Source organism: Rummeliibacillus pycnus, from assembly GCF_002884495.1.
GTDB lineage: Bacteria > Bacillota > Bacilli > Bacillales_A > Planococcaceae > Rummeliibacillus > Rummeliibacillus pycnus.
This window is the reverse complement of record NZ_KZ614145.1, coordinates 220,879-245,908: the sequence shown is the minus strand read 5'-3', so window position 1 is coordinate 245,908 and position 25,030 is coordinate 220,879. Positions and strand designations below refer to the sequence as shown.

The 25,030-nt window shown below is 30.3% G+C and carries 27 protein-coding genes, 1 tRNA gene and 1 pseudogene; 3 read left to right on the top strand and 26 right to left on the bottom strand.

Annotated elements, in window-relative coordinates; genetic code table 11:
- Positions 1–13: 13 nt before the first annotated feature.
- From CEF14_RS01255 to CEF14_RS01205, 11 genes are all read right to left on the bottom strand, one after another.
- Positions 14–757, bottom strand: a complete 744-nt coding sequence (locus CEF14_RS01255; protein ID WP_102691160.1) for a GTP cyclohydrolase II — start codon at positions 755–757, stop codon at positions 14–16.
- A 439-nt stretch (positions 758–1,196) separates the two neighbouring features.
- Positions 1,197–3,602, bottom strand: a complete 2,406-nt coding sequence (locus CEF14_RS01250; RefSeq protein WP_102691159.1) for a hypothetical protein — start codon at positions 3,600–3,602, stop codon at positions 1,197–1,199.
- Between the two features lie 54 nt (positions 3,603–3,656).
- Positions 3,657–4,082: a Panacea domain-containing protein gene (locus tag CEF14_RS01245; protein ID WP_102691158.1), complete on the bottom strand. Its 426-nt coding sequence runs from the start codon at positions 4,080–4,082 to the stop codon at positions 3,657–3,659.
- Positions 4,083–5,159: 1,077 nt separating this feature from the next.
- A complete protein-coding gene (locus tag CEF14_RS01240) occupies positions 5,160–5,408 on the bottom strand; it encodes a hypothetical protein (RefSeq protein WP_102691157.1) in 249 nt (82 codons plus the stop codon).
- Positions 5,405–5,920, bottom strand: coding sequence for a hypothetical protein (locus CEF14_RS01235; protein ID WP_102691156.1), 516 nt, complete (start codon positions 5,918–5,920; stop codon positions 5,405–5,407). Before CEF14_RS01235 ends, CEF14_RS01240 begins: the two co-directional genes overlap by 4 nt.
- Before the next feature lie 146 nt (positions 5,921–6,066).
- Complete coding sequence (locus CEF14_RS01230) at positions 6,067–6,393, bottom strand: phage head closure protein (protein ID WP_102691155.1); 327 nt, start codon at positions 6,391–6,393, stop codon at positions 6,067–6,069.
- On the bottom strand, positions 6,390–6,707 hold the full coding sequence (locus CEF14_RS01225) for a head-tail connector protein (RefSeq protein WP_102691154.1): 318 nt from the start codon (positions 6,705–6,707) through the stop codon (positions 6,390–6,392). The genes CEF14_RS01230 and CEF14_RS01225 overlap by 4 nt, the downstream gene beginning before the upstream one ends.
- A gap of 15 nt (positions 6,708–6,722) precedes the next feature.
- The gene (locus CEF14_RS01220) at positions 6,723–6,935 is read right to left on the bottom strand and encodes a hypothetical protein (RefSeq protein ID WP_102691153.1); all 213 of its coding nucleotides are present in this window, start codon (positions 6,933–6,935) and stop codon (positions 6,723–6,725) included.
- Positions 6,936–7,025: 90 nt separating this feature from the next.
- Positions 7,026–8,510 carry a phage major capsid protein gene (locus CEF14_RS01215; RefSeq protein WP_102691152.1) on the bottom strand — a complete coding sequence of 495 codons (1,485 nt, stop codon included), beginning with the start codon at positions 8,508–8,510 and terminating at the stop codon, positions 7,026–7,028.
- Positions 8,488–9,702 carry a phage portal protein gene (locus CEF14_RS01210; protein ID WP_102691151.1) on the bottom strand — a complete coding sequence of 405 codons (1,215 nt, stop codon included), beginning with the start codon at positions 9,700–9,702 and terminating at the stop codon, positions 8,488–8,490. Before CEF14_RS01210 ends, CEF14_RS01215 begins: the two co-directional genes overlap by 23 nt.
- A 659-nt stretch (positions 9,703–10,361) precedes the next feature.
- Complete coding sequence (locus CEF14_RS01205) at positions 10,362–11,261, bottom strand: hypothetical protein (protein WP_102691150.1); 900 nt, start codon at positions 11,259–11,261, stop codon at positions 10,362–10,364.
- Between the two features lie 1,081 nt (positions 11,262–12,342).
- Here CEF14_RS01205 and CEF14_RS18845 point away from each other — a divergent pair.
- Positions 12,343–12,510 (top strand): hypothetical protein, encoded by a 168-nt coding sequence (locus tag CEF14_RS18845; protein ID WP_170061394.1) that lies wholly within the window; start codon positions 12,343–12,345, stop codon positions 12,508–12,510.
- Between the two features lie 258 nt (positions 12,511–12,768).
- On the opposite strand, the pseudogene CEF14_RS01200 reads toward CEF14_RS18845, so the two are convergent.
- Positions 12,769–12,993: pseudogene (locus CEF14_RS01200) on the bottom strand (BRO-N domain-containing protein); the annotation flags it as partial.
- Positions 12,994–13,168: 175 nt separating this feature from the next.
- Positions 13,169–13,627 carry a BRO-N domain-containing protein gene (locus CEF14_RS01195; protein WP_102691149.1) on the bottom strand — a complete coding sequence of 153 codons (459 nt, stop codon included), beginning with the start codon at positions 13,625–13,627 and terminating at the stop codon, positions 13,169–13,171.
- Positions 13,628–14,042: 415 nt separating this feature from the next.
- Between CEF14_RS01195 and CEF14_RS01190 the strand changes: the two genes are divergently transcribed.
- Positions 14,043–14,378, top strand: a complete 336-nt coding sequence (locus CEF14_RS01190; RefSeq protein WP_102691148.1) for a hypothetical protein — start codon at positions 14,043–14,045, stop codon at positions 14,376–14,378.
- Between the two features lie 86 nt (positions 14,379–14,464).
- Here the strand turns inward: CEF14_RS01190 and CEF14_RS01185 are convergent, their stop codons facing one another.
- The 10 genes from CEF14_RS01185 to CEF14_RS01140 all read right to left on the bottom strand — a co-directional run bounded on the left by CEF14_RS01185 (position 14,465) and on the right by CEF14_RS01140 (position 20,696).
- Positions 14,465–14,863 (bottom strand): hypothetical protein, encoded by a 399-nt coding sequence (locus CEF14_RS01185; protein ID WP_102691147.1) that lies wholly within the window; start codon positions 14,861–14,863, stop codon positions 14,465–14,467.
- Positions 14,864–14,893: 30 nt separating this feature from the next.
- Positions 14,894–16,000 carry a hypothetical protein gene (locus CEF14_RS01180; protein ID WP_102691146.1) on the bottom strand — a complete coding sequence of 369 codons (1,107 nt, stop codon included), beginning with the start codon at positions 15,998–16,000 and terminating at the stop codon, positions 14,894–14,896.
- 162 nt (positions 16,001–16,162) lie between these two features.
- Positions 16,163–17,128, bottom strand: coding sequence for a tyrosine-type recombinase/integrase (locus CEF14_RS01175; RefSeq protein WP_170061393.1), 966 nt, complete (start codon positions 17,126–17,128; stop codon positions 16,163–16,165).
- Between the two features lie 118 nt (positions 17,129–17,246).
- Positions 17,247–17,320: transfer RNA gene (locus CEF14_RS01170), tRNA-Arg, on the bottom strand.
- Between the two features lie 77 nt (positions 17,321–17,397).
- Entirely contained in the window at positions 17,398–17,898 is a 501-nt protein-coding gene (locus CEF14_RS01165; RefSeq protein ID WP_102691144.1) for a metallophosphoesterase, read from the bottom strand.
- Between the two features lie 11 nt (positions 17,899–17,909).
- A complete protein-coding gene (locus CEF14_RS01160; protein ID WP_102691143.1) occupies positions 17,910–18,503 on the bottom strand; it encodes an XTP/dITP diphosphatase in 594 nt (197 codons plus the stop codon).
- Positions 18,504–18,584: 81 nt separating this feature from the next.
- Complete coding sequence (gene racE / locus CEF14_RS01155; protein ID WP_102691142.1) at positions 18,585–19,379, bottom strand: glutamate racemase; 795 nt, start codon at positions 19,377–19,379, stop codon at positions 18,585–18,587.
- A 1-nt stretch (position 19,380) separates the two neighbouring features.
- On the bottom strand, positions 19,381–19,851 hold the full coding sequence (locus CEF14_RS01150; RefSeq protein WP_102691141.1) for a MarR family winged helix-turn-helix transcriptional regulator: 471 nt from the start codon (positions 19,849–19,851) through the stop codon (positions 19,381–19,383).
- A 76-nt stretch (positions 19,852–19,927) separates the two neighbouring features.
- Entirely contained in the window at positions 19,928–20,146 is a 219-nt protein-coding gene (locus tag CEF14_RS01145; protein ID WP_102691140.1) for a helix-turn-helix domain-containing protein, read from the bottom strand.
- A gap of 106 nt (positions 20,147–20,252) precedes the next feature.
- Positions 20,253–20,696, bottom strand: a complete 444-nt coding sequence (locus CEF14_RS01140; RefSeq protein WP_102691139.1) for an acyl-CoA thioesterase — start codon at positions 20,694–20,696, stop codon at positions 20,253–20,255.
- Between the two features lie 229 nt (positions 20,697–20,925).
- On the opposite strand from CEF14_RS01140, the gene CEF14_RS01135 reads away from it, so the two are divergent.
- Positions 20,926–21,300, top strand: a complete 375-nt coding sequence (locus CEF14_RS01135) for a GNAT family N-acetyltransferase (RefSeq protein ID WP_245890021.1) — start codon at positions 20,926–20,928, stop codon at positions 21,298–21,300.
- A 264-nt stretch (positions 21,301–21,564) separates the two neighbouring features.
- Here CEF14_RS01135 and sdhB read toward each other — a convergent pair whose 3' ends face one another.
- From sdhB to CEF14_RS01120, 3 genes are all read right to left on the bottom strand, one after another.
- Positions 21,565–22,338, bottom strand: coding sequence for a succinate dehydrogenase iron-sulfur subunit (gene sdhB, locus CEF14_RS01130; RefSeq protein ID WP_102691137.1), 774 nt, complete (start codon positions 22,336–22,338; stop codon positions 21,565–21,567).
- A gap of 2 nt (positions 22,339–22,340) precedes the next feature.
- On the bottom strand, positions 22,341–24,092 hold the full coding sequence (gene sdhA, locus CEF14_RS01125; protein WP_102691136.1) for a succinate dehydrogenase flavoprotein subunit: 1,752 nt from the start codon (positions 24,090–24,092) through the stop codon (positions 22,341–22,343).
- 61 nt (positions 24,093–24,153) lie between these two features.
- Positions 24,154–24,762 carry a succinate dehydrogenase cytochrome b558 subunit gene (locus CEF14_RS01120; RefSeq protein ID WP_102691135.1) on the bottom strand — a complete coding sequence of 203 codons (609 nt, stop codon included), beginning with the start codon at positions 24,760–24,762 and terminating at the stop codon, positions 24,154–24,156.
- Positions 24,763–25,030: the final 268 nt, after the last annotated feature.

The window sequence follows — 25,030 nt, the reverse complement described above, 5'->3', positions numbered from 1 at the left end:
GTTGCGTAGCTCCTTACTGTAAGGTTACTTTTTCTAGTGGAATGTGTCCTGATTTTTTTACTTTTGTTTGTAAATAAAATTTATTGGTTTCAGTTAATCCACCCCAAAGAGGGATGTGCCCATCTGCTAATAAGCCATGTTCTTTTAAAGCCTTTAATTTTTTGGGATTGTTCGTAATCAATGTCACCGGTTTTTGACGTAACATTTCTAAAACACGAATCGCATCTTCATAACTCCGTGTATCATCTTCAAAACCAAGCGCATGATTCGCTTCTACTGTATCAAAACCTTGTTCTTGTAATAAATAAGCCAACGATTTTGAAAACAAACCAATCCCACGGCCTTCATGATTCGCTAAATAAAATATAGCCCCACAACCATGTTCTTTAATCATCTTCATCGACTCATGTAGTTGGTAGCCACAATCACAACGTTGACTTCCAAAAATATCACCAGTATGACATATACTATGCATACGTATAAGTGCTTCCTCACCGTTTTCAAAATCACCATATGCAAGAACGGATGATTGTTGACCAAAAGCTAAGTTGGACGAAGCCAGTGAATCAATTACTTCTTCCTTAGATAACTTTGCATCCACAACATGCCATGAATACCACTGAAAAGTCGCCTCAAAATCCCCTTGCTTTACTGGCAACTTTACCGGCCCTACTATACATATATTTTCTGTTTCTGAACGTTTCGTAAATTGCATTTTATCTTGTAAAAAATCGATCGTCTTTTGTAATGTTGTCATATTCTCACCTAGTTTTCTCTATTCATCTTTTACTTACTATTTGTAAGCAAGTATATAATTATAACCTATTACTAGTCAAATAATATTTCTTATTGAACACACTAGTAAACTAAGAATTAAAGGTTGAACATTATATTTTTTGTTCTATTTGTATTCTACATTTATTTGGGGTGGTTGTTTAATGATTTGGTTTGATAAATTTACTTATTATACCAGATTTCATTTAGTGATAACCTAAGCTTAAAAATTTTCATCTGGAGGAAGTTAGGAATAGTAATTCTCTTATTAGGTTTTATGATGAGGATTAACCTTTTTAAATATTAGTGTACATAGCTATCAAATTAAAGAACTAGAAATACGATACACATATAGTAGCTGATACTTTTTTCCATTATCATAATAAAACAGCTTGTTATAAAACAAGCTGTTTTATTATCCATTAAATACATTTCTCAATTTTTTCTAAAATCCCTCTATCTAAAGATATCATTCCATATTTCTGCTTACTCATAAGAATTTTATTTATAATATATTTATAATCTGTTTTACCTGAGAATTGTGATTCTAAAAAAGCTATTAAATTTTCTATACTTAATTCTAATCCATTTCCCTCGAAGTTTTTAACAAACCACAATCTTTCATTATAAGAATAAATAATCTGAACCATTAATAAAACAATTGCTTTCTTAAAGCAATACTCTTTTGTTTCTTCATTTATCTTGATAGAATGTATAGAGTTTTCCCTTATTTCTTCTATTCTCATTTCCAATAAAAATGTTTTTTCTAGAGTGGATTTATAAGCATTTAAAATTGTACTTTCATTTTTTATCATATCAGTAATTTGCTTACTACCAAAATTTGTTCTTAAGAATTTAACTAAAAAACCAGAAACACTATAATTAGATATCTCTATGCTTTTAATTAAACATTGCATTATAATAACTAATTTAGCATCTTCTCTATCTCTTTTACTCTCTCTATGCTCTTTATATGCATAAATTACGTTAGTTAGATTTTTTAATTCTTCTTTATTTATTAATCTCATTAATAAATGCTTATATAGTAAATGACTATTTTCGATAGATAATTTTTTTAAATTATTTAATAAAATAGATAATTGCCTTTCATCCTTAGGATCTATTGTATCTATATAATTACTCAAATTCATATTAAATATATTGATTAACATACTTCCATCATCTATATATAAATCGAAAGTTAAATCAATCAATTCTTCAGCTTTTGTGTATTGTTGATTTTTCATCAACTGTGTTACAACGGTAAAACTACTTCTCAAAATAGACATATACAACTTCCAAAACTCACTATTATCATTTTTATATAAATAATTGATAACTGTACTTCCATTACTTTTTTCTAGAAGCAGATTAATTATTTTTCTTCGAAAATAGTTTAAATTCACCGTGTATTCTTTATTCATATTGTTCTCTGCAGTGAACTTAAAATTTTGATAGACTGCTTCTAAAGAATAATTAAGCTCTTTATAATTTCTTAATAACTTTTTATCCTTATAATTTAAATAACCCCTTTTGAATTTACTATCTATTTTAAAATTTATCGACTCCTTTATATCCTCTAAAAATTTTATTAAACTATTCTCATCAAATGAACAAGTTTGATTAAAATCTTCTATTTTCTGGATGTATTTATCACAAATGCTATTATTTCTTTTAATAGAATGCTGAATTATCTCTTTTGAAAGGAAATGTATTTTCTCTATACTTAATAAATAAAAATCTTTATAACTGTTCTTATTAAAGTCATCTGTAAAATCATCTATGTATTTTTTAATTTCTTCTTCTTCTTCATCTTCTAAGACTTTACTATAATTTAATAATTGATTTTCTATTTCTAAAAGATTTAAATAATACTCTTTAAAAATATTATTTTCTAGCAATCCGACTAACACTTTTTCTATATTTAATAACTTTTGGAAACCTAATATAGAATATTCTTCTTTAATTTTCAAAATAAAGTTATATACTCTAAAATCGATGCTTATTCTTAAATAAGAGTATTTTTCTTCAAAATAATCCTTTTCATTTTGATCTAAAAATTTGTTAATTTCATTTAGTAATCTATTATAAAAATCCTCTTCAACATTAGGATCTCTTTCATCTTTTAATATATTTAGTAAAGTATATTTTACTCTCTTAAAATTTCTATAACGACTAATACTTTCTATTCTAGTGAAAAACTTTTCATCTCTATAGTGTTTACTAATATTATTTAATAGTTTATTAGAGTAATCGATAGAATCTTTTAAAATTCTATCCGTACTAATATTATTCATCATTCTTACAATAGTATTTGCAAAAAAGATTATATATAGAACTATTAGTAAATCAAAAGTTATAAATTTTGAAAATAACTCTTTAGTTATATTTAAATTATTGGAGTTAAAATTTAAATCTTTATATTCAGATACGAGCATATTTCCATATATTAAGAAATATATTGTCGAAAAGACTAGCAACAAAATATATTTATTCGTCTTTTTTGTAATTTGATTTGATGGTGAAATAGTCTTCTGCTCTCTATACGTAAAAACATATATTGCAGAAATAATTGAAATTAATATTGTTAGTGAACTAAGTACTTTCCTTAAAATTGAGACTATTATTTCATCATTTATACCTCTAATATGTAAAAAAACAACCATATCTTTAACCCAAAATATATTACTATCCACAAAAAAAAGTATATTTAAATACTTATAGTGATAATAACTAAATAAAATTATTACAATTAAAAAAATAGGTAAAAGTTTAGGCTTAGTAATATTATGTATGAACCAATTTCCAATAAGATTTACACCTTTCATTTATATGAACACCCCAATAAAAAAAAAGGGGTTTTTCCCCTTTTTAAGTATATTTTAACTTTTAAAGTATTCTTCAATCTTATCAATCGATATTACATTATTTCGATTAGTAGATAACCAAGGAGTTTCTTGATGAGTCATTTCTTCTAATACCTTACCATTTAGCTCACCATACTCCTCAAATACTTTATTAATCGTTTTAATCTCTTTTTCTGTTAAATTAATTCGATCTTCATCATCTGGGTTCGGAGGAATAATATGATATCCATAATCTCTATATAAATCATATAATATCCTTACAATAGGTCCATGATCCCAGGCTAGAATATCACTTTTAAATAATCTTTCATTATTATTTTTCAAATGAAATGCTTGAGCATAATAGACCAATTTTTGTAACTTCAAAGGAGTGATAGCAGTCAAATTATTCTCATTGCTCAATAATAAAAATTTTTTTGCAACATCTGTAACCTTTGCCAAATTATCTCCCTCCTTCTCTTTAATTAAATTATATAACAAAAATATACTTTTGTTAATAGGCTTGTACTACTTTGGCAATTCCCTAAATTATAATAAAAGAGGGATATTATCATCTTACGCTTCTCTAGAGGTTTAATTCAAAAATAGCCTAAAAATCACACCAAGTATATAGTCTGCAAATTCAAGGATTGGAAATAAATGATTAATACACTTGTAATTTCCATTTATTTTTTATGTAATAAATTTTTTAATATTAATTTTGAAATGTACTACAAACTTTTTCTATTGAATTCTTTCTTGAATTCCTATACATAAAAAAACGCTTTAAACTCTTTATATTAAAAGGTTTAGAGCGTTTTAAAAAAATTCGATTTCTATGTCCCAGGAGGGATTCGAACCCCCGACCAAGACAAACATTATATAAAAAGCTATTACTTTATATCATTTTCATAAATTACAATTCTCGTACAATGAACGAATTACTTTCATTATATCATTGATTGTTAAATTCTCAACATTTAAGTTTATTTTATTTTTTTCTAAAGCCATTTATATATATTACACATTTAAATGTATATAGAACTATTATTTATCATTAATTACTAAAAATTATAGTAAAAAGTATTGATTTATACAATAAAAGTGTTATAATTAATTTTGTTGGCGGGGAGGAAATGAAACTCACTGTAGCACAAACAATCACATATCTAAACTAAACAATTAAATAATGAAACAAGTGTTAAAAGAATGTTAGCGTATTCTTTAATCTAAAGTCTGATAGCTGGTAACTATCAGGCTTTTTTCTTTAAAAAGTTTCTATTTTTGTTTTACATTTTATGTTCAGTAGCCTATAACCTTAGTGTAAGTTAAAAATGGTGATACAAATTTTAGCGATAATTTTATAGAACGTTTATTTTACCTCCTAAAATAGCGTTCTATAATCCTTCATTTTTCACTTATATTAATTCTATCCTTTTCTTTTAAAACATTCTCTATATAAATCTCCTTTTATTTTTGTAATTTTGAACGGAAAAACAAAAAAATGTCCTCTTTCTACGGAAATAGAAAGGGGATTTTTTATATATTAATTTCTTTCTTTTCTTGTTCTACAATAAGTTGAATTAATAAAGTATTTCGGCTTTTAAAAGCTAATTGTTTCATCATAGATAAATACTTTTTATGTGTAATTGCTAGAGAATCAGGCATACATAGGATAAATAATACAATATCATCAACAAATACTGGATTAGTAAGCATAATTTTTAATACTTCTTTATCACTTGCAGCCTTGCATTTATTCAATAATTCATCAGGTTTTAACTTCATGCTATATCATTCATTTTTAATAATGCTTGAAAATCATCATCATTCATTTGAATGTTAGAAATATCAGTAGAAGTTGCAATAAGTAAATCATTTCTTTCACGTGGGGAAATTTGAAGGCTTGTAAGTTGTTTATCAAGTGTATTAATTAAAGCGTTACGTGAAGCAAGGAATTGTGAAGGAATAATTTTTTTAGCACCTTCATCACGTGTTATAAGTTCCATTTCAATACCATGTTTTTTAATTGATTTTTCAATTTCATTTAGTAAATACATACTGTTAGCGATTTTTACAAGGCTATATATATCAATATCTTGTAAGTGATTGATATTCAGCTTTTCTAGGTTATCAATCAGGATATTATATATTTTTTTATCGTATAGCATGAATTGTTTAGGTACTTCGTGTAAATTAGCAACTTTTAGCACTTCTTTTAGCTTATCGGCTTGTTCTTCTTTTGCAGCTGCACGTGTAATGTTACTATCTGCATGAGTACCAATTACTTTTTTATTCATAATTGCTTATCTCCTTTGCTATTTTAGTGCTATTTTTAGTGAAAATGTGACATGAAATGTTTGAAAATGTAAGTGTTGCCACAACGAAAGGCGGTACGCTATCCGCAGAGAAATACACTTTTTTATATTTTATATACGGGGGGTTATTATCCAACTCGTTTCACTATAATTGTATCGAATTGTTTTCTTTGTATATCATTTTCGATTGAAATTATTTTATAACTTATTCCATTTAATTCAATTGTCATTTCATTTGTTATTTGCTTGTTTGTATGTCTTATTACTAGACTTATTGTATTTTCTAATAATGTTCCTATACTTGCTTGAATATCCTTCATTGTTTGATTCCTTACATAGCACCAACAACTATGAAATAATGTCTTTGTTGTAGTAGTATCTCCATATTCATCTTTGATTGTAGTTATCTTATAGATGTTAATGTGATTATTCATCATACCTATTGTCATACTCATGCAGTAACACTCGTTTCAGGTAGCCACTTTCTATGTATATCAAGTAAGCCAGTAAAGTTATAGAGATATTCATGTGTAGCTTTCTCGCTACCTACTGCCCTATTCTCAAACCATTGTGCTACTAGGTTTAATGCTGCAAGTGTAAACTCAACAGGTATATCTACATAGGATTCAAAAGGTTGATTCAAATAGCTTTGTATATAACTCTTTGCACTATCTATCATAAGTTGTAATAATGTATCATCTTCATTGCTATCAACTCTTAAATAGTTCTTTACTAAAGAAAGGTTAAATGCTTCATCTGTTATTACCATTTATTGTATCTTCTTTCATTGATTAATTATTTTGCATACATAAGTGTAAGAAATAGGCTTTATGCCCTCAGCTTTTAACATATTATTTGTTTGAGCCATGATTTCTCTTTTATTAGTATACTTTTCAGAAAGTTTCATAACATAAGCACGTGCAAGTGTTAATCTGTATGCGTTTGTATTTGTAAAATATTCTTTAATTGCTTTTAATGATTTAATATAATTTTCCATTTTTAATACCTCTATTTAGTTGTTATTCAGTTGTATATTTAGTTGTATAAAAAAGAGAGTAGCCAAATGAATGACTACTCTATAAATCAATTAAGCTACATTTAATTTTGCGATTGCTTGAGGATTTACAACACAAGAATCAGCATACATATCAAAGACATAAAGTGAAGCACCTTTTAAAGCTAATCCTGAATCAACAATTTTTTGTAATCCTTGTTCTTGTTTAACTAAAACTGCAACGGCTTCATTGATATTCCCAAAAATTACGGGATTTTCAGCTGTTAATGCTTCAGTTACATAAACTGGAATATCAAATAATGTATAGTTGATTTTTCCGTTTACAATTCCATTTTGTAAGAAAAAATGACCGTTAGTGTCTTTTAGTTTAGCAACTTGTTTAAATAAATCACGACTCATAATGAAGCAAGCACCATTTAAGTACATTGGATGGATTTGTAAATATAAATCTTGGAGTACATCATAAGTAATTGAGCCAGTAACATCAACATGACCGATTGCAGCGTCATTAATGATACCGTTAAATTCAGTACCACCTACACCAACTAAAATAGATGTTTCAATAGCTTTTGCAACTTTACGAGCCAATAATTTTGGTACATATTCATCTAAATTAATTGCAGCGTCATTAATTAATTGGTTAGTCAATGTAATTGCAGCACCGCAACGTTTTTGTTTAAGTTCAGCGTATTCAAGTTTTAATTGTTGTTCTACAAGGTCAACGCCTTCACCTACAAATGCAGCTACAACGCTATCATTGCCTTCACGTGCAACTTTTAAATTGCCAGCAATAGTAGGAAATTTTTGAGCCATTGCAAATACAGGACTAATATTTTCAATTTCCTCAACAATAGTATTTGCAACTTGTTCAGGAATTAAGGCTGCACCATCAGAAGTAGTTTGTAATGCACGATTTTCTTTGATAATAGTATTTAGAGAGTTTTCAGGGTTTGTAGGGTTGTTTAATTTTTTCAATTTATTATTACTTCTTTCTTCAGAGTTTTTTTGTGGAATATTTGAGGGAATTTCTATATTTTCAGGAGTTTCAAGACTTCTTGCGGAAATAACACTATCCAAATAGGCGGGTGAACGAACTGCACTTACTTCAAACAATTCAAGTGCTTCAACTGTACGTTCATACATACCATTTGCTAATTGTTGCCATGAATCTTTTATACTTCTAAATCCAAATGACATATTTTTTAAAATGCCTGATTTAATGAGAGTGAAATAATCTTGGCCATAACTTGTTGGTGTAATTTCGGCACTCATATATAAGCCTTTGTCATCTTCTTGAAGGTTTAAAGAACCATTTCTAGTTGAGGATAAAATTTTTTCAGTGTCATGCTCGGCAAGAAAATCAATTCCATCAGTTGCGTTTCTAATTGCTTCAGCAAATGCACCTTTTTGAATTTTTTCAATAAATTCATTACCGTTCATATCTTTGAGGGGTTGAGATTGTGAGCCAGTTATATTGACATAACCTTGTACTTGAAGTGAACCATTATTATTTTCAATGGCTCGTACTTCAAAATTATTTACTTTGAGGAGTTCCATTTTTTTGTTCACCTTGTGTATTAGTAGTTTGAGTATTGATATTTAATACTTCACCAGTAGCTTTATCTCGCAACGCTTGACCAATATTTAATTTGTAGTAATCTTTTTTATCATCAATTACAGTCATATCAAGACGTTTTCGACTTTCATTGAAGCTAATCACGCCATCTTTAAAAAGCTTTAATGTTGCGTCAATACGTTCAGTTTCAGTTGCTTTTAAAATTTGTGAAGTATCAAACATAAAAAATAAGCCTTGTTCTGAAGGCTTTAGGAATGATTTATTTAGTTGTTCTTGAATTGTTACTAAAATGGGTTGAATTGTTTGTTGCAGGAATGAAGTATTTGCAGTTGATAGAGAGTTATATTTATTGCTTGTATCATTAATTAGGCTTTCTGATACATTAAACAACATACAAATTTGAGATGTTAAAGACTTTGAAGTTTCATTTAATTGAAGTTGTTCAGGGTTATAGGATAGGGGTTGATATTCTAGGCCATTCTCTAAAATAAGAGTTTTACCCACTTTTTGATTGCCTGAATAAATATTTTCAAAGCTAGTTCTTAATGAATCAATAGCCTTTTCAGTTAATCGACTTGCAGCCTTTAAAATACCTATTGGCATTGCACCATTTTTAAGTACATTTTTAGAATATGTTTGATTATTAATTGCAGTTTCTAACACTTCAGTATTACTTAAAATGCCTTTAGTGCCTGAATCAAAACGAATAACATTTTCCTTTAATAACTTATGTGAGCCATCAAAATTATAAATATATTGAATATCTCCAATAGTAAAGCCATCATTTGAAAAATATTCTTCATTCATAAAATTAGCTTTAAGTACGTGTAATTCATTACTATTGTTATATAAATAGGCTTTACCGTATAACAGTAAATCTTTTACAAGTTGAGCCTTTAATGTACTTGCAGTATCAATGATGTTAGGATTATTCAGTAATTGAACTCGTTTATCATTATTTAAAATGGTTACATTTTCGCCATCATGCTGCATTAAATTAATAGGCAATTCTGCAATAGTATTTGTAATTAGATTCAAACACGCTTTAAATGCTGGAATCTGCAAGGCTTGTTCTTCAGTGACAGTAAAATTTTGATTATTTGAAGTGAATGAAGCACTAAAAAAATCATTTACATAATCACCATTAGCCTTTTTTCTTTTAAAAAATGCCATTTTGTAATTCCTTTCATAGATTTATCTATATTCAGTTGTTATTTAGTTGTATATTCAGTTGTAAAGATGAAAAATCTAACTTAATTAAAAGCTAGATTCTTCATAAAAAGAGGGAGAAAAAACGAGGATTAAATCGAAAAAGAAAAACATATTTTGAAAGGGTAAATATGATGTAACACAAATTTGTAACTTTGGAGAAAATAAAAAAACAGTAATAGCAATTAAGCTACTACTGTACAAATTACAAATGTTATTAGACAACAAAAAACATAAGTCTATATGCTATCAATTTTGAAAAGACAGTATCTATAAGTGTTCCACCACTTCATAAATACTTAGAAATGACGCAATGTCATTTTTCGATATTCAACAACTATTTAATTTTTTATACATTTTTTATTCCATTAATGTATTTTGGTGAGAGCAAATGCCCTCATAATATTATTTTTATCCTACACTAATAGTGTCGATAACTAAGGTGTTTCGGACACGTTTTTAGTAAACTTTTTTAAAAAATTTTTATTTTGTTCACAATTTATACACATTTGTGTTATTTAATTTCCTACACTATTAGTGTCGATAACTAAGGTGTTTTTATCGCTTTTTTAGCAAAAATGATTAAAAAGTCCTACTCTTTTACAAGTGAATACAAAAAAGGATTATGAAATCCTCTTTAATATCCATACTGATTGTTGTTTTCCGTCTATTGTTGCTCGACCATTATTGATTTCAAATGGAAGGTTATTATCTTTTATTATGTCTTTAATTTTATCTAATCCAACTTTTCTGTTAGGTTGTCTTTTATCAAGTTTCAAATCTTTTAAATCATTTTTAATTTGTTCTTTTTCTTTCTTCAATAAATAAACTTCATTAGAGCCATTCAAATAGTCTTCTAAGTAGCTTTCTATGTTAAATGAATTATGTTCATTTGCTTTTAAATAGGCTTCAGGTGGCTTTGTAACGGTTTTTAATTCATTTGCTTGTATTTGTTCAGGTTCATCATTTAAAGCTACTGGAAAGCCTTTTAAACTATTATTTTCAGGTTTAGTTATTGAGCGTGTTTCTACATTTTTTTCTTCTACATTTTTTTCTTCTACATTTTTTTCTTCTACATTTTTTTCTTCTACATTTTTTACTTCTACATTTTTTACTTCTACATTTTTTACTTCTACATTTTTTACTTGCTTTACTTCAGGGAATCCATGAAATACATCAAACTCAAATGATTTAAGTTCTTTACTTTCTTCAACCACTATATATGGCTTTTCAGTGCTTTCAGTGCCTTTATAGTATTCATTGATTATATTTTCTTTAAATCCTTCAGGGTAATTGTTATCTTTAATCATTTGCAGCACTTGTGAAGGTTCATATTTATAAAGTGCTAATACTTCATTTTCATAACTTTCATGTGGCTTGTAATTCTTATTTTTAATGGTTGCTTGTGCTACTTCTAATATTTTTAAATTTGTTTCATCATCTTGAAATAATGATACTTTACCATTAAGCCAAAATAACATGGCATTTTCTTTTGTTTTATAGTCTATATTTTTTAAATCCATTTTTATCAATCTCCTATATCTTGTGTTTTTTCATTACACTAAGGTTATAGGCAATTGTGCAAAATAAGTAAAAAAAAATAAGTAAAAAATGTAGATTTACTTATATAGCGACAAATTTTACTTACAAGTAAAAAATGTAGAAAAATCTATAATATAAATAATTACTACTACAAAAATTACTTACACCATTATATATAATTATTAATATATATTTTTAAGTACATACTAGCGTATGTCCTTTGTTCACAAACTAACGTTTGTTCACATTAATTATTTAATTATTTTATAGATATTATTAATGTTTAATATGTAATTAATTACATAAGTTCCCTAATATTACTTGAAACACTTAACAACACTTTAGAAGGTGTACACTCATTCAAGCCTTGTGTACTCATTACTTGTTAAGCCTAATCAGTAATCACTAATGCAACTACTGTTAGTTATCTCCAACCCTTGCCGAATGTTTAGATGTCTATTCATCTAGGATATGACGCAATCTCTATTCCCTATTGATATGATATATTTATCATACAGTCAGCTTATAAACGACATATAAGCGATAAACTCATGCTCCAATATCATTACATATCAGTGTGTTTATCAGTTTTGCAGCGGCTTGACTTAACCTATTTAGTTAGCTTTTGATAATGGTGTACTAGGTTTATGCTCTAACCTTCTTCACCTGTTATGAAATTGGTCGTTACTAAGGTTATAGGCATTTCTACAGAAAATGTAAAACAATAATAGAAAAAAAATAAAAAAATTTTGGCGGTAAAATTTTATTCCACCAAATTTACAATAAACAAGTATATTTTTTGGATATATATTCTATATAAATAATTTATCCATTTTATATACTTTAATTAGTATATTTTTTGGATATTATCTTATATAAAAATAGTTATCCATTTTATATACTGTTAGAGAATTGATTATTTAATCTATATAAAACTAGAATCAAATTTCTAACTTTGCTATAATATGTATATCATTGATAATCCTTTTTAAGATTTATATATATAGAACGCTTCAAATAATGAGCGTTATTCGCTCGATAATTAGAAAGGATTGAAGCACAATGAGCATTAATGAAGCATTTGAAGCAATTAGAAAAGAAATTAACAAATTAGAGCCTGAAGCAAGGTGTATTCTATTGAATAGAATATCAATTGAATATTTCGGCATTGATAGACGTTCTAATGAAGAAAAGTTAAGAGAAGAAAAGTATTTGAAAAATAATATGTAATTCTAAGAGGTGGCTATATTGTAGCCACCCTTTTTATTTTCTACCACTTGTGGCAGAATAATAGTAATAGTCGTGAAAATAAAAAAAACACCGCTTATTAAGCAGATATGTATAAAAATTTCAATATCGCTAAAAAAATACCTATTAGCGTTGCATATGTGACGTTTAAAAAGTATTTTAATAGTATTTGTCATGATGACGATAAAAACGCTTAAAAAGGATTTAAATGGCGTTTAATGCTAAAGTGTCGTAAAGACATCATTGAAAAGCTAATAACCGCATATTTTTAGCAATTGGTTTACGTGACTGCATTAATACTTCATATAATCCATCTTCAGTTAAGAACCATGATTCTTGGGTTCCACCGATTGTGTGGGTGCTTTTTTTCGTTTTTTCATCATCATCAACACTATTTAAAAGTCGATAAGTATTTTTAACATCATATTCAATCCATTCAGCAACATCTTTCGCTAGGAATAATGGATTTTGCCCACTTTTTTACTTATAGAAAGGTAACTTGCTACATTTTTTTCTACTACAAATTTTACTTGTAACATCTACAAATTTTACTAATAGAAAAGTAGTTTGCTACATTTTTTACTAAAAAAATTGAGTGACGCTCAAAATGAACACCACTCAAAATTCTAAAATATTTATTTTATTTTAAATCACTGGTTTTTATTTTTGATTTTTTTAATTGTTCACCAGCTTGTAATAATAAATCTATTAATAAGTCAGGGTTATCTAAAAAATCATCAATTTTTTTATCTGTCATATGAATACCCCTTTTACGAATGGTTTTCAAAATTTCTTTTACTTGTTTCTTAAATGCCTTAGCAATTGGTTTACGTGATTGCATTAATACCTCATATAATCCATCTTCAGTTAAGAACCATTTTAAAGGATTACCTTTAGTCGGAACAATGTTCCGAGTATTCTTTTGAATTTTTTCATCTTCATCTACATTATTTAACATCTTATTTAAACTTGATGTATCATAATCAATCCATTCAGCAACATCTTTCGCTAGGAATAAAGGATTTTCAAAATCACCGTAAACTTTAAAATTTTTTCCTAAAATTATTTGCTCATGAATAACCTTTAATTCATCTTTCATTTTATCTTTCCCTCTTTCTCTTTTTCTAATAGAGTTATAGGCAAGACAATAGAAAGTGTAAAAGGATTTTGCTAACTTTTTTACTTATAGAAAAGTAGTTTGCCCACTTTTTACTACTACAAATTTTACTACCACATTTTTTACTTATATCATCTACAATTTTTACTTGAAAAAAATTTTGCTACATTTTTTACTAATTTTCTATCATTAAAATGGTAGTTTTAATAACCGTTCGGAACAATTGTCCGAGTGGTTTTTCCTTATTTTAGGAAACGTCAATTTTAACGCTCCCTACTTTTGTACTAATATTTCATGGCTTATTTTTCAGCAGTGAAATATTTTACTTTTTGTGTAGCATTGCCTATAACCTAAGTAGAAATCATATTCAACATTGAAAATTAGGAGATTAAAAATTATGAGTAAAAAAGAGCAAATTTTAAATTTATTAAGATATAACAAAAATGGCATTACTAATGTACAATTATCTAAAACTTCTTTGAGATATGGCGGTTATTTAGGTCAGTTATACAAAGAAGGCTATGATATTAAAACTATTCCACTTAAAAAAGGCGTATTCTTATATGTTCTAATTAAAGAACCTGAAGAAATTGCACAACATATGAGTGCTAAAGAAAAATTATTTAGTGAAATTGAAAAAAATGGTTCAATCAATGCAGCAGCCTTAAAAAATTTGATGGATAAAAACAATATCACAATAAAATATAAAGCTAATACCTATAAAGCTGCATAATTTATTTTACATTTTTGAATCAATTGCCTATAACTATAGTATCCGTTAATTTTAAGCTGTGAAGGGTAGCATTTATTTGCTACCTTTTATTTTTTTATCAATTCACATATAATTTTATAAAAATACCCTTCTTTTTTATGTAATTCTCTATCAATGTAAAATTTATCATTTTGAATACGCTCATTATAAAAAACTTCAGTGTCCTTTAATTCAAATTCGGTAAATATATTCTCATAAAAAAGCGGTAAATTTACAGTTTTTAAATACTTATCGCTATCTATATTTAGTACATTGCAGTATGCAATTACACTATGAAAATGAAATTGTGAAGTTAATTCATAAAAAGTTCTATCCTTAATATCCATATTTTTCAAATCACAATGATTATATTGAATATCCTTCAATATTCTAGTGTCTTTATCTAGTAAATCAATAGTTCTTATAAAGACTTTATCTTTTATATTTATTGATTCATTGCTTTTCATTTTAAGTAATCCTCCCATTACATACCTAATTTACATACCTAATTTAGCCTTAATTTCTTTTAATTTCGCTTCATAATCGGTTTTATGTGCAACCTTAGTATTATTGCTAGTTGATTCATTAGAAGGCTTTACAACGCCTTTTGGTGCTTTATCTAACCAATTGTAAAGTACACATTTAGGCGGTTCATGTCTTGCAGCAACTTCTTTTTTTGGAATTTTAGGATATGATTCATGTTTCAATAATGCACCAGTAAACGTTGCAACGATATTATCAACTTGTAATCCTTCATGAATATCCATTACAAGGCGTTGAAGCACGTTCTTAGCTTCATAAAATCGTTCTATAGTACAATCTGAACCAATGCGTAAAGATAGCTTATATGCGTTGTCTGATACTAATTTAGGGTATTGTTCTTTCATAAGTTGAATAAAATCATAGAATCTTAGTTGATATTTATTTGTTGCATAGTGTTCTAATTGCTTACGTTGTTCTTCAGGTGATTCAAATTCTTGATTTTCTATTTCTTCCCTTATTGCCATTTTTTCAGATTCGCTTATAGATATATTATTATTTTTAATAGCTTGTTTTTTAAAAGATTTAAAACCTTTAAAACCTTTAAGACTTGATTTTTCTTCATTCAGGCTTGATATATCAACGTTTTCAGCACCTTCAGGGTGGCCAAATTGGTGGCCAAATTGATGGTCGAATTGGTGGTCGTTTAAAGAAAAAACAGTAGTCATAATATCTTTAAAATTTATATGTTTCATATCAACTAAAATATATTTATGCGTACAACTTAAATGACCAATGATAATTTCATTTGTTTCAATATCATTTTTTATTTTTGAAATTACAGTTTTAGCAGTTGTTCGTGAAACTTTAGCCAATTTTGCAAGTTCATCAATACCAATTTTCCATATACCACTATTTCCAGTTAAATATAAAATTTGTGATAATACTGCTTTTTGTTTTTTGGGATATACTTCATCAAAGAATTTTCCAGTTTTTCTAATGTTAGCGTCAATTTGTTCTAATCTTTGATTTTTATTTGCTTTTAGTTCTTCTTTGCTTTTATTTGTCTTTTTTATATTCATATATTCTTGCACTCGTTCATTTGTTGCTATATATCTTTCCATTTTTATTGCTCCTTTTACTTCAGGAACACTAAAATGTGCATGAATACTTGAATATATTCTAAAAAAGCGTTAAAATATATTTACTGTGTAGCACATTTTAGTTTCCTAACTAATTAAGTGTTTGGAGGATTAGCACTCGCAATGCTAGTCCTTTTTTATTTGCTACAAAAATTTTCTTAATTTATCTGCAACATCTGTTAATTCAGTATGTAAATATTTAGTAGTAACAGATAAATCATTGTGACCTAATGCCTTTGAAACTAATAGCAAATCATTAGATTTAGTGTATAAATTTTTAGCAAATCCCCTTCTTAAAGCATGAGGATTAATATTTTTCAAACCATATTTAAGCGTATATTTTCTTAAACATCTTTGGATAGAATTTGAAGTAATTGAATTGTTTGTTCGTGTACCTTTGATAGTTATAAATAAATATTCATTCAGTTCTTTGTATTCAGTTCTAATCATTTTGTTTTGTTTCATTAGAACATCAATTAAATACGCCATTTGTTCATCAATCGGCAAAACCAAACCTTTATGATTTTTCATTACTTCGCCATCAAGTTCCAACTTTTTATCCTCTAAATTCACATGAGATTCTTTCATACGTGCAAGAGTACCAATTCTTAAACCGCAACGATACATCATTAAAATAGCTACTGCATTTCTTAAATCTAGAAACTTTGTATAATCCAATAAAGATAAAATGAAATTTACATCTTCATCAGTTGCACCTTCTTTAATTTCTGTATCTACTCTTACATTTACAGAACGCCAAAACTTATTATTGAACCAACCATTATCTAAGCAACGACTAAGAAATGCCTTGAAACTTTTAAGTCTTGTTAATTTTGTTGAATTTTTAACTTCCATCTTTTCTAACCATGAATAAATAACATCATTTGAAATGTCCATTAGATATGTAACTTTTGTATCTCTAATAAAATAATGAACAATTTTGTCATAGTCATATAAAGTTCTTTCCCTACAACCACTAGCTTCAAGTTGTCTTAATACAACAGATAATGCTTGTTCTATCGTTATATCTTGACGAATTTTTTCTTTAGAATTAAGTTGTATTGGTGGTTGTGTAATTTGAACATCAAATATACCTTTCTTTTTAGTCAAAAGAAAAAGCACCTCCATTTATCATTCTTAATTACAAATACTCGTTTGTACGAGAATTGTAAAAATGAATAATAAGCGAAAGTGCTTATTTCTCTAAGTATAACCTTATATATTATTATGTCCCAGGAGGGATTCGAACCCCCGACCAACGGCTTAGAAGGCCGTTGCTCTATCCAGCTGAGCTACTGAGACAGGATGCCTTACTGATGTATTATCAGTAGGACAATATTTATTATAGCATCATTGGTAAAAATGTCAACACTATTTTATCAATATAATAAAGTTTTTTCTGCAATGACATTTTTTTCTTCTGTATAGAAAATGACATGCCAGCCGTTATCAATATTTTCGATCACAGCATAGCTTTTTTCTTTACGTCCCCTCGGCAATAAGAGGCTGCCTGGATTGACATATAAGATTCCATCTACGAGTTCAACACCAAGCACGTGGGAATGTCCAAATAGTACAACATCTGCTTGTACTTCTCTTGCTCTATAAGAAAGTGCGGTTAAACTCGATTTTACGTTAAATAGATGGCCATGTGTCATGAAGATTCTTTTACGGTCAATTTCCTCTATTACTTCGGTTGGAAAGTTGACATCATGATCACAGTTTCCTCTAACTTTATAAGCCTTTTGAAGTTCAGGGGCTGTATAAGCTAGTTCACTGTCGCCACAATGGAAAATAGCATCTACTTCTGGTTGTTGGCTCATTACTTGAGTAATTACCGCTCTGTCGCTATGTGTATCGCTCATTACGAGTATTTTCAACGTATTACCTCCTATTTAAACCAAGATGGTAATTCATCTGCTAATTTGCGTAGTGCGTTTCCACGGTGAGAGATAGAACCTTTTTCTTCAGCAGTCATTTCAGCCATTGTACGACCTAGTGTAGGCACATAGAAAATTGGATCATATCCAAAGCCATTATCGCCACGTTTTTCGGTTAATATAACCCCTTCACATGTACCAAATACTGTTTTGGTTTTATGTTCAGGTCCTGTTATGGCTAAGCAGCAACAAAATCGAGCTGTACGTTTTGCTTCGGGTACACCTTCCAAATTGTTTAATACTTTACTAATATTCGCCTCGTCATCGTGATCTCCTGCATATCTTGCAGAATATACACCTGGTTCACCGTTTAAGGCATCTATTTGTAGGCCACTATCGTCAGCGATGACAAATGTATTTAATTGCTTTGCAAGGGTCTCTGCCTTTAATATTGCATTTTCTTCAAATGTCGTACCGGTTTCTTCAATCTCCATATCTGGCGCTACATCGAATAATGTAAGGACTTCATAGCCTAGTGGTGCAAAAATAGCTTCAAAGTCTTTCGCTTTTCCTTTATTTTTTGTAGCAATGACAACTTGTTTCAAACAAAATCCCTCCTAATGATAGTTCCTATTTTAACATTTTATACAAAACAAAGCCCGAAATATTGTATTTCGGGCTTATCACTATAGTTTTATTCGTTTGACATTCACTTCATTTAAAGGTAACCAATTACTTGCAATTGATTGAAAAATAGGCACAGATCCTGTTGTGTAGAAAAGATAGTCAGGAGGATTTTGATCGGTTCTCTCGATTTTATGGAACTGCAAAATTTCCTTTACATGCTTCGCTGTTTCCTCTGCAGAAGAGACAACATGAACTTGATCGCCCACTACTTCTTCAATTAGCCCTTGAATAATTGGGTAATGTGTACATCCTAAAATCATCGTATCAAACTTCGCGCTTTTTAAAGGTGCTAGCGTTTCTTCTACTAGTTTTTTAGCGAATTCACCTTCATACTCCCCACTTTCTACTAGTGGTACTAGTCTTGGGCATGCTAGTGTTGTTACGTTACTAGAAGAATATAATGAATAAAGTGCATTTTCGTATGCACCACTTTTGACTGTTCCTTGTGTAGCAATTACTGCAATATCATGTGATTTAGTTGCTTTTATGGCTGCTTGAGCACCAGCATTGATCACTCCTACTACAGGAAATTTACAATGTTTTTGTAGCCCTTCTAGAGCTACAGCTGTAATGGTATTGCAAGCAATCACAAGCATTTTAATATTCATTTTTGCAAGTTGATCGACTATTTGCCAAGTAAATTGAATCACCTGTTCCTTAGAACGGGGACCATATGGGCAACGAGCTGTGTCGCCTAAATAGGTTATCGATTCATTTGGTAAATAGCGAAGCATTTCCTTCACAACGGTTAGCCCACCGACTCCTGAATCAATTACTCCAATGGGAGCATTCACTTTAACCGCCTCTATCCTGGTTCATTTCTTTGTATAGTTTGCTTAGTAATATTGATAGAGATTGAACTTCTTCGCTTTGGAAATCCTTTACGATGTCTGCCAAGTAATTTTGGCGCTGTTCAATAACTTCTTCAATAATGCGTTCTCCTTCTTTAAGCAAATGGATACGAACGACACGACGATCTTGATTATCGCGAATACGTTGTACCAAATCGTTTCTTTCCATACGATCAACTAAATCGGTTGTCGTACTGAACGCTAAGTACATTTTATTCGAAAGATCACCAATTGTCATGTCCCCTAGCTCATGAAGCCATTGTAGAGCGATGAACTGTGGTGGTGTAATTGTATAATTACTAAGAATTTCTCTACCTTTTTGTTTGATTAGAGCTGCAATGTGACGAAGCTCTTTTTCTAAAAATGCTATTTGTTCTGCATTATGTGTGTTATTCAAATGCTCCTGGTTTGACATGTAGCTTTCTCCACTCCTCAAAAGGATTACTTATTCCTATTGTGAAGTGTTTTTTACAAAATGGCAAGTGTCCTTTTTACTCTAAAGTAAACTCACCCAATCGGATTAACTCGAGCATTGCTTGCGCGCGACTAGATACGCCCAATTTCTGAATTGTATTTGAAATATGATTACGAACCGTTTTTTCGCTTATACCTAGCTCCATAGCAATTTCTTTTGTCGTATAATCCTTCATTAATAAAAGAAATATTTCGTGTTCTCTTTTCGTTAAAATTGAATGATGAAAACGACTCATTTACGTGCGCCCCTCCAATCCCCTCACACTGTAAAGTATGTAAGGAGATGGATTGCTGTGACGGCATTTGCCCTATCTCTTTTAGAGATTTATGTTACTAAATAACTTAAACTTCTACTTGTTTTAATTGGTCTATATTCAAAGGTACTGATTTTCCGGTTTTCGGGTTCATTTGAACGACTGTCCCCCTACCAGTAAAGCAGACTTCATCTTGTTCATTTACCCCTAAATAATGCAGATCAATTGAAGAGTTACCAATCGTTGCAATCTTCACATATACTTTTAGCTTCTCTTCAAAGAAAACTTGCTTCACATAATCACATTGTATGTCAGCGACAACTGGAATGTTATCTGTTTCACTCTCTAGCCATTTTTGCATTAACCCCAAATGATTAAAAAATTCAATTCTTGCGTGTTCAAAATAAACAAAAGGTACCGTATTATTCAAATGACCATACATATCCGTTTCAGAAAATCGCACTTGAACTGGTACATAAAAAGAAAATTCTTTCTTCCACTCTTCAAAATTGTTTATATAACTCTTTTGCATTCCCATTTCCCCTTTTTCCGTTAAAATGAATGGCTATTCATTTCATTATAACAGAAACTGGATGATAATTGCTATCAAGCTACAACGTCTATTTTGCTTGTTGAAGTATTAAATTCTTTCAAATACTTCTCTAGTTAAGATTAAATCATACCATTTTAAAACAAAGGAATTTGTGGCGACTGTTTCGAAGATGATCTATAAGGAGTTTGTATTATCTTCCGGCAGCAAAATGACTTTTAATGATGTTATAGATTTCTTTTCGAATACTCACTCTTCCAAATTTCCAATAACATTTATCGCCATATTAGATCATCAATGTGCTGGTACAGTTTCTGTATTTGAAAATGATTACAAGGAACGCCCACATTATAAACCTTGGTTGGCATCACTTTATGTGGAACAAAACTACCGTGACAGAAAGATTGGTATTCAGCTTATCGAAGCATTATTAAAACATTTAATCGTATTAGGTTTTAAAGAAGTTTATTTAAAAACTGAAAATGCATCAGAATATTACAAAAATCGTGGCTGGACATTCGTTGAATCTGTAATGAATAATCAAAATGAGGATATCAATATTTTTAAATACTCTCTATTTAAATGAATAAAAAATACGACTTTTAATGTGATCAATTTTGTCCATTTTGGAGCTAGCCAATAGCTACTCTATTGTTATCTATGTGGAATTAGCGAAGAATCCTGGAAAATGCATTCGCATTTACCTTATGTTCATTCAGTGCAATTCATTCAATATCCTACGGGAAAACTAGATATGTGACGACTCACCAAACAGTGTGAAAACTGAACTGCCAGCTAAAATAAAAAACTCCGTACCAATATAGTACGGAGTTTCATAATTTCTAGTTTACTAGTCAACCATGTGGTCAGAACCAAAGAAGTTCTTGAACATTTGAACAGAAGTAGCACGGTTTAATGCTGCAATAGAAGTTGTCAAAGGAATACCTTTTGGACAAGCTGCTACACAGTTTTGTGCGTTACCACAGTTTGCAAGACCGCCTTCACCCATAATTGCGTTTAAGCGTTCGTCTTTTTTCATAGCACCTGTTGGGTGTGAGTTAAATAGACGTACTTGTGAAAGTGGAGCTGGTCCAATGAAGTTTGAATGGCTGTTTACATTTGGACAAGATTCTAAACATACACCACAAGTCATACATTTAGATAACTCATAAGCCCATTCACGTTTGCGTTCTGGCATACGTGGACCTTCGCCTAAATCGTAAGAACCATCGATTGGAACCCATGCTTTTACTTTTTTCAAAGAGTCAAACATACGGCTACGGTCGATTTGTAAGTCACGAATTACTGGGAAAGTACTCATTGGTTGTAATTTCAATGGTTGAGTCAATTTGTCAACTAATGCTGAACATGATTGACGAGGACGACCATTGATCACCATTGAACATGCACCACAAACTTCTTCAAGACAGTTCATGTTCCAAGCAACTGGAGTAGTTTGTTTACCATCTACAGTTACAGGGTTTTCACGAATTGCCATAAGAACAGAGATAACGTTCATATTTGGACGATAAGGAACTCTGAATTTTTCCCAATAAGGGTTAGAGTTCTCATTATCTTGACGTTGAATCTCAACTTCAACATATTTTTGTGCTTCGTTACCCATAATTAGTGAGCTCCTTTCGTATAGTCACGTTTACGAGGTTTGATAAGTGAAATATCAACGTCTTCGTAGCTAATTTTTGGATCAAATGAAGGTGTAAACTCAGCAATTGTTGTTTTAAGGAATTTTTCATCGTCACGATCAGGGAAGTCAGGTTTATAGTGAGCTCCACGAGATTCATCACGAAGTAAAGCACCTTTTGTAATAACATTTGCTAATGCAAGCATGTTTTTCAATTGGCGAGTGAATTGTACACCTTGGTTTGACCATTTAGATGTATCGTTCACATTAATATTGTTCCAACGTTCTTTTAATTCTTGTAATTTAACAAGAGTTTGTTCCAATTTATCGTTGTAACGAACAACAGTAACGTTGTTAGTCATTACTTCACCAAGTTCTTTGTGAAGTAAGTAAGCATTTTCGTTACCATCCATACGAATTACTTCGTCCCATTTAGCTTGTTCTTCTTTAACAGCATTATCGTAGATTGAAGATGGAAGATCTTCAACGTGTTTATCAAGTCCTTTGATGTAGTTAACAGCATTAGGACCTGCTACGGTACCACCGTAAATTGCTGATAGTAATGAGTTTGCACCAAGACGGTTCGCACCGTGTTGAGAGTAATCACATTCACCTGCAGCAAATAAGCCAGGAATTGAAGTATGTTGATCGAAGTCAACCCATAGACCACCCATTGAGTAGTGAACTGCTGGGAAGATTTTCATTGGAACTTTGTGTGGATCATCACCAACGAATTTTTGGTAGATTTCAATGATACCACCAAGTTTAACGTCAAGTTCATGTGGATCTTTGTGAGAAAGATCTAGATAAACAACGTTTTCACCGTTAACACCAAGTTTTTGGTTAATACATACGTCGAAGATTTCACGTGTTGCAATATCACGTGGTACTAAGTTACCGTATGCAGGGTATTTTTCTTCTAAGAAGTACCAAGGTTTACCGTCTTTATAAGTCCAAACACGTCCACCTTCACCACGTGCAGATTCTGACATTAGACGTAATTTGTCATCGCCAGGAATTGCTGTTGGGTGGATTTGGATCATTTCACCATTTGCATATTTTGCACCTTGTTGATAAACGATAGATGCTGCAGAACCTGTGTTAATCATTGAGTTAGTTGATTTACCGAAGATGATACCAGGGCCACCAGTAGCCATGATTACAGCGTCAGCACGGAATGCTTTGATTTCGTGAGTTGTAAGGTTTTGAGCTTTAATACCTTTACATACGCCTTCATCGTCAAGAATTACACCAAGGAATTCCCAACCTTCGTATTTTGTAACTAATCCTTCAACTTCCCATTTACGAACTTGTTCATCAAGTGCATAAAGAAGTTGTTGACCAGTAGTCGCACCAGCAAATGCTGTACGGTGATGTTGTGTACCACCGAAGCGACGGAAGTCTAATAAACCTTCTGGTGTACGGTTGAACATAACACCCATACGGTCAAATAAATGAATGATACCAGGTGCTGCTTCACACATTGCTTTAACTGGTGGTTGGTTCGCTAAGAAGTCCCCACCATAAACTGTATCATCAAAGTGGATCCATGGAGAATCCCCTTCACCTTTTGTATTTACGGCACCGTTAATTCCGCCTTGCGCACATACAGAGTGTGAGCGTTTTACCGGAACTAATGAGAATAATTCAACTTCTGTGCCCATTTCGGCAGCTTTCATAGTAGACATTAAGCCCGCTAAACCGCCACCAACGACTATCAATTTGCTTTTAGCCATGTTTTTTTCTCACTCCTCGTTCAAATAGTAATCAAGCGCTTACAAGTCTACAGCTAATGATTTAGATAAATGCTAATAGAGCGCCAACGCCGATTACAGATAACACTACAAAGAAGATCATAGTGACATAAGTTGCGACCTTTTGAGATGTTGGAGATTGTGTAATCCCCCAGCTCACTAAGAATGACCAAATACCATTAGATAAATGGAAAGTTGCAGAAAGAATACCTAACGCATAGAAAACAACCATGGCTGGATTTGATAAAATATCAACCATTCGATCGTAGTCAATCTCTGTACCAAGTGCTTTTTGGATACGAGTTTGGAAAATATGCCATGCAATGAAAATTACAAGGAATACACCAGTGAAACGTTGTAATACGAACATCCAGTTACGGAATGTACCAAAACGTTGTGTATTTGGTTTGGCAGTAAATGCAATATACACACCATAGAATGCATGGAACATTAATGGAATGTAAATTACGAACCACTCAAGGAACCATAAAAATGGTAGATTCCCCATAAATTCACTTGCTTTGTTAAATGATTCTGCACCGTTTGTTGCTGAGAAGTTGATTAACAAGTGTTGCGTCACAAATAGCCCTACTGGAATAATTCCAAGAAGAGAATGCAGACGACGCCAATAAAACTCTCGATCTTTCGACAAGACTGTTACCCCCCTTAGTACTTGGAAACAAGTGTCTTTTTTTGCCATGCTTTTGTAACTTAGCATCTATTGACTGCTTGTTTCATAATGGTACAATATTATGACAAGTTTATTGTACTCTCATCCCTCAATAGCGTCAAGGTGACACAAACTATTTCCGGAAGTTGTACTTACCTTTGTTATTCTCGAAAAGATACATAAATTCTCTCTTAAGACTATTAATTCTTTTCAAGACATGAATTAGACAAAAATTAATACGAAAGAAGGA

What these genes read in the sequence shown, in the direction of transcription:
- CEF14_RS01255 (WP_102691160.1), bottom strand. Translation starts at nt 757, where the DNA reads ATGACAACATTACAAAAGACGATCGATTTTTTACAAGATAAAATGCAA.
- CEF14_RS01250 (WP_102691159.1), bottom strand. Translation starts at nt 3,602, where the DNA reads ATGAAAGGTGTAAATCTTATTGGAAATTGGTTCATACATAATATTACT.
- CEF14_RS01240 (WP_102691157.1), bottom strand. Translation starts at nt 5,408, where the DNA reads ATGAAGTTAAAACCTGATGAATTATTGAATAAATGCAAGGCTGCAAGT.
- CEF14_RS01235 (WP_102691156.1), bottom strand. Translation starts at nt 5,920, where the DNA reads ATGAATAAAAAAGTAATTGGTACTCATGCAGATAGTAACATTACACGT.
- CEF14_RS01230 (WP_102691155.1), bottom strand. Translation starts at nt 6,393, where the DNA reads ATGAGTATGACAATAGGTATGATGAATAATCACATTAACATCTATAAG.
- CEF14_RS01225 (WP_102691154.1), bottom strand. Translation starts at nt 6,707, where the DNA reads ATGGTAATAACAGATGAAGCATTTAACCTTTCTTTAGTAAAGAACTAT.
- CEF14_RS01220 (WP_102691153.1), bottom strand. Translation starts at nt 6,935, where the DNA reads ATGGAAAATTATATTAAATCATTAAAAGCAATTAAAGAATATTTTACA.
- CEF14_RS01215 (WP_102691152.1), bottom strand. Translation starts at nt 8,510, where the DNA reads ATGGAACTCCTCAAAGTAAATAATTTTGAAGTACGAGCCATTGAAAAT.
- CEF14_RS01210 (WP_102691151.1), bottom strand. Translation starts at nt 9,702, where the DNA reads ATGGCATTTTTTAAAAGAAAAAAGGCTAATGGTGATTATGTAAATGAT.
- CEF14_RS01205 (WP_102691150.1), bottom strand. Translation starts at nt 11,261, where the DNA reads ATGGATTTAAAAAATATAGACTATAAAACAAAAGAAAATGCCATGTTA.
- CEF14_RS18845 (WP_170061394.1), top strand. Translation starts at nt 12,343, where the DNA reads ATGAGCATTAATGAAGCATTTGAAGCAATTAGAAAAGAAATTAACAAA.
- CEF14_RS01195 (WP_102691149.1), bottom strand. Translation starts at nt 13,627, where the DNA reads ATGAAAGATGAATTAAAGGTTATTCATGAGCAAATAATTTTAGGAAAA.
- CEF14_RS01190 (WP_102691148.1), top strand. Translation starts at nt 14,043, where the DNA reads ATGAGTAAAAAAGAGCAAATTTTAAATTTATTAAGATATAACAAAAAT.
- CEF14_RS01185 (WP_102691147.1), bottom strand. Translation starts at nt 14,863, where the DNA reads ATGAAAAGCAATGAATCAATAAATATAAAAGATAAAGTCTTTATAAGA.
- CEF14_RS01180 (WP_102691146.1), bottom strand. Translation starts at nt 16,000, where the DNA reads ATGGAAAGATATATAGCAACAAATGAACGAGTGCAAGAATATATGAAT.
- CEF14_RS01150 (WP_102691141.1), bottom strand. Translation starts at nt 19,851, where the DNA reads ATGTCAAACCAGGAGCATTTGAATAACACACATAATGCAGAACAAATA.
- CEF14_RS01145 (WP_102691140.1), bottom strand. Translation starts at nt 20,146, where the DNA reads ATGAGTCGTTTTCATCATTCAATTTTAACGAAAAGAGAACACGAAATA.
- CEF14_RS01140 (WP_102691139.1), bottom strand. Translation starts at nt 20,696, where the DNA reads ATGCAAAAGAGTTATATAAACAATTTTGAAGAGTGGAAGAAAGAATTT.
- CEF14_RS01135 (WP_245890021.1), top strand. Translation starts at nt 20,926, where the DNA reads ATGACTTTTAATGATGTTATAGATTTCTTTTCGAATACTCACTCTTCC.
- sdhB (WP_102691137.1), bottom strand. Translation starts at nt 22,338, where the DNA reads ATGGGTAACGAAGCACAAAAATATGTTGAAGTTGAGATTCAACGTCAA.
- sdhA (WP_102691136.1), bottom strand. Translation starts at nt 24,092, where the DNA reads ATGGCTAAAAGCAAATTGATAGTCGTTGGTGGCGGTTTAGCGGGCTTA.